This window comes from Streptomyces chiangmaiensis (genome assembly GCF_036281785.1).
Lineage (GTDB): Bacteria > Actinomycetota > Actinomycetes > Streptomycetales > Streptomycetaceae > Streptomyces > Streptomyces chiangmaiensis.
In genome coordinates this window covers 1-3,479 of the sequence record NZ_JAYWVC010000423.1, presented here as the reverse complement: position 1 = coordinate 3,479, position 3,479 = coordinate 1, and the positions used below count along the sequence as shown (strand labels likewise).

General features: G+C 70.1%; 5 protein-coding genes and 1 pseudogene. 2 read left to right on the top strand and 4 right to left on the bottom strand.

From position 1 onward, the window contains the following. Positions 1–161 precede the first annotated feature (161 nt). From VXC91_RS43705 to VXC91_RS43690, 4 genes are all read right to left on the bottom strand, one after another. Positions 162–401: a hypothetical protein gene (locus VXC91_RS43705; RefSeq protein ID WP_329512907.1), complete on the bottom strand. Its 240-nt coding sequence runs from the start codon at positions 399–401 to the stop codon at positions 162–164. A gap of 20 nt (positions 402–421) precedes the next feature. Beyond that, positions 422–667, bottom strand: coding sequence for an NAD(P)-binding domain-containing protein (locus VXC91_RS43700; RefSeq protein WP_329512906.1), 246 nt, complete (start codon positions 665–667; stop codon positions 422–424). Continuing rightward, a complete protein-coding gene (locus VXC91_RS43695; RefSeq protein ID WP_329512905.1) occupies positions 658–957 on the bottom strand; it encodes an NAD(P)-binding domain-containing protein in 300 nt (99 codons plus the stop codon). Before VXC91_RS43695 ends, VXC91_RS43700 begins: the two co-directional genes overlap by 10 nt. 123 nt (positions 958–1,080) lie before the next feature. Then, positions 1,081–2,004, bottom strand: coding sequence for an SDR family NAD(P)-dependent oxidoreductase (locus tag VXC91_RS43690; RefSeq protein WP_329512904.1), 924 nt, complete (start codon positions 2,002–2,004; stop codon positions 1,081–1,083). A 134-nt stretch (positions 2,005–2,138) separates the two neighbouring features. Between VXC91_RS43690 and VXC91_RS43685 the strand changes: the two genes are divergently transcribed. Then, positions 2,139–3,026 (top strand): helix-turn-helix transcriptional regulator, encoded by an 888-nt coding sequence (locus tag VXC91_RS43685; RefSeq protein WP_329512903.1) that lies wholly within the window; start codon positions 2,139–2,141, stop codon positions 3,024–3,026. Between the two features lie 223 nt (positions 3,027–3,249). Next, positions 3,250–3,479 (top strand): annotated as a pseudogene (locus VXC91_RS43680) (hypothetical protein); the annotation flags it as partial.

Here is a 3,479-nt window from a genome sequence, read left to right as displayed (position 1 = left end):
AGTACCACTCGACGCCGTTCCCGCAGAAGGTCAGGACAGCGGCCTCTTCACCGCATCCCCTGAACAGCCACCTCAGACCGCGCCGCCGCTCCCTGCCCGGCCGGTCCGGTCGGATCCTCGACCGCGGAGTGCAGGGCGCGGAGTCGCAACGGCTGGGCCGGTCACGCCACGCCCGGCTCGGGTACCGCGGCCTCCCGGGCGCGGGCGACCAGGCGGGCGGCGCCGGCCAGGCCGCGCTCGAGCACCTCGGAGGGGTCGTCTCCGCCCGCGCCGCGCACGGCGTCGGCGAAGTGGTGCATGTCCTTCTCCATGAGCAGGTGAACGTGCTCCGCCAGCTCTGGGGTGATGTCGCCGCCGAGGGCGCGCAGCGCCGAGCTGCCGCCGCTGCTGGTGTTGATCACGTCGATCAGGGCGGGGAGGTTCAGGCCGACCCGCGACGCCAGGCCGAGGACGTCCTCGGGTTCTTCATGTTGGTGATGGTCAGCGCGTTGTTGAACAGCTTGGTGAACTGCCCGGCACCGACCGGGCCCATCAGCGTGACGGTGTCGCTGAACGTGTCGAACACCGGGCGGGCCCTGTCAAACACGTCCTGGGCTCCTCCGGTGAAGGTGGTGAGGGTGCGGGCGCGGGCGCCGGGGCTGCCGCCGCTGACGGGCGCTAGCCACATCCGGCCCGCGCCACGTGTTCGGCGATACGGACCGCCTCGGCGGGGTCGCCGGTGCCCTGGTTGACGATGATCGTTCCGGGGGTGATCGCGGCCAGCAACCCCTGACCATCCAAAATATCCCAAATATCCGCGTCGTCGCGCAGACACAGCCCGATCAGCTCGGCGGACGCCCCCAGATCCGCCACGCTGCCGTGAACGGTGTGCGGGACCCTCTCCACCGCCGCCAGGGAGGCGGAACGCCGCGCCCACACGTGCAGCTCGAAGCCATGCTCGCCGATGGCTTCCGCCATCGGGCCACCCTGGTCACCGAGACCGATGAAACCGACCCTGCTTATCGTCGCGGTCATCATTCACTTCTTTCGTTGTTTTCAATGGTTCAGGTGAGGCACGGGGGTGGGGGGATCCCGTGGTGCTCAGCGGACGATGTCGCTCGCCAGCTCCCACAGGCGCTCGGCGTTCTCCGGGTCCAGCGCGTAGGCGGCCACGCCGGGGACGCCGAATTCGGTGGGCCGGGCGTGGACGACGGGCGCCTCGTTGACGTCCTCGAAGTAACGGCCGCCGACGCCTTCGACCAGCGGGAAAGCGGCGAGGAACACGGTGGTTGCGGCGCCCTGCCCGATCGTCTTGCGGTAGGGCTCGGGGGTCCGCAGGCCCCCGGTGTGGCGCTGGAGGTTGGTGGCGATCGCACCTGGGTGCAGAGAATTGGCCGTGATGCCGTCGCCGGACCAGCGGCGCTGTGCCTCGACGGCCAGGAGGACCTCGGCGGTCTTGGACTGGCCGTAGGCGGCGAGCGCGTCGTACGGGCGGAAGCGGAAGTCGATGTCGTCGAAGACGACGGGGGAGAAGAGATGGCCGCTGGAGGAGACCGAGACCAGGCGCGCGCCGTCACCGTCGGCGAGGGCGCGGTGCAGCCCCAGGGCCAGGGCGAAGTGCCCCAGGTAGTTGGTGGCGAACTGCTGCTCGTGGCCGCCGATGCCCCGCTCGAGCTCCGGCGGCATCATGATGCCGGCGTTGTTGATCAGGATGTGCAGCGGACCCTGCCAGGCGGCCGTGAACGCCCGCACCGACTCCAGGTCGGCCACGTCCAGGCGCGCGACGTGGATCGCCTCGTTCCCGGTGGCCCCGCGCAGGTCGGCCGCGACCTGCTCGCCGGCCTCCGGACGGCGGACGGCGAGCGTGACCTCGGCGCCGTTGGCCGCCAGAGCGCGGGCGGTCTCCACGCCGATGCCCGAGCCGGCCCCCGTGACGATCGCCCGCCTGCCTGACAGGTCCACGCCTTCGATCACCTCCGAGGCGGTGCTGTCGCGGTCGTACGGGGTCGTGAAGAGCTGAGACATGTGAAGCATTCCTCCGGTCGTTCCGAACGTGCACCGTCAGCCTGCGCCGAACGCCGCGGGACGCACCAGGACGGGCTGAGACTGGGACTGACAGGGCCACTCACGAGCCCGGAGCGCGCCCGTACGCTGGAACGATGACAGCCGCCGCAGACGCCAACGCACTGGGCCGGTATCTGCGCGCCCGCAGGGAGCTGGTCCGGCCCGACGAGGCCCGGGATCAGGGTCACCGGCGCGTCCCGGGGCTGCGCCGCGAGGAGGTCGCCTTCCTCGCGGGGATCAGCTCCGATTACTACAACCGCTTGGAGCAGGGCCGCGACAAGAACCCCTCGGAGCAGGTCCTGCGCAGCATCGCCCGCGCCCTGCAGCTGGACGAGGAGGCGACGACCTACCTACTGGAGATCGCCACACGCAAGAGTCCGCGGCGCAAGCGGCCCCGCAAGCCCGAAAAGGTCGGCGACGGCATCCGCGCGCTCATCGACTCCTGGCCACTCACCCCGGCGTACGTCCACGGCAAGTACATGGACGTCCTGGCCGCCAACAGCCTCGCCATCGTGCTCTCACCGTTCAACGCGCCCGGGCGCAACGGCATTCTGGCCGCGTTCCTCGAGCGGGAGATGCGGGAACTCCACCGGGACTGGGAGGACATGACCGCCCGGGTCGTCCCGTACCTGCGCTCGGTCGTCGGCGCGGACATCGAAGACCCGCGTCTTGTCGAGATCGTCGGAGAGCTCTCCCTGCGCAGCGAGCGCTTCCGCACTCTCTGGGCCCGGCAGGACGTCAAGCACAAGACCACCGGCACCAGCCTCCTCCAGCACCCGCAGGCAGGCGCTCTGGAACTGCACTACGAAAAGCTGCTGGTCCCGGGCACTGATGGGCAAACGCTGGTCACCTACCACGCGCAGCCGGGCAGCCCCTCCGAGGAACGCCTGCGCCTGCTCGCCAGCATGTACGCCCCTGACCATGTCAGCGGTACAGGGGCCGCAACCGACCGGTCCCGAGCGCCTGGGCGCACCATGCCCTGACAGGCCCGCTCCCGGGTGTCTCTGCCGGTGTATGCATCGCTCCGGCAATCGGACCCGCGAGACCGGGATGCAACACGCACTCGGGCGGGATTGCCACTCGGTGCTCATCGACCCGGAATGCGCGACCCGGCTCCAGGACCGCACGGGGCATTCGTATTCCGGATGGTTCCCCGTCGATAACCGTGTTTCCCCTGGACGGCGTCGGCGTCCCATGGTCGATGACGTGAACAATGATCGCCGTGATCCGCTGGCGCCGGGAACAGCGGCCGTCGCCCGGCCGCTCGTGCCCCGTCCCGGCCTGGATGACATCGGATTGCTCCTCGGGGACATCTCACGGGGAACGCCCATCGAGGTGGCCGACGGCACGGTATCGGCCGTCGAGGACATCACCGTCGGCCACAAGGTCGCGCTGCGGGACATTCCCAAGGGCACTCCCGCCCGCAAGTACGGCGA

Excerpts from the sequence above, each read along its gene's own strand:
- VXC91_RS43700 (WP_329512906.1), bottom strand. The coding sequence starts at position 667 with ATGTGGCTAGCGCCCGTCAGCGGCGGCAGCCCCGGCGCCCGCGCCCGC.
- VXC91_RS43695 (WP_329512905.1), bottom strand. The coding sequence starts at position 957 with ATGGCGGAAGCCATCGGCGAGCATGGCTTCGAGCTGCACGTGTGGGCG.
- VXC91_RS43685 (WP_329512903.1), top strand. The coding sequence starts at position 2,139 with ATGACAGCCGCCGCAGACGCCAACGCACTGGGCCGGTATCTGCGCGCC.
- VXC91_RS43690 (WP_329512904.1), bottom strand. The coding sequence starts at position 2,004 with ATGTCTCAGCTCTTCACGACCCCGTACGACCGCGACAGCACCGCCTCG.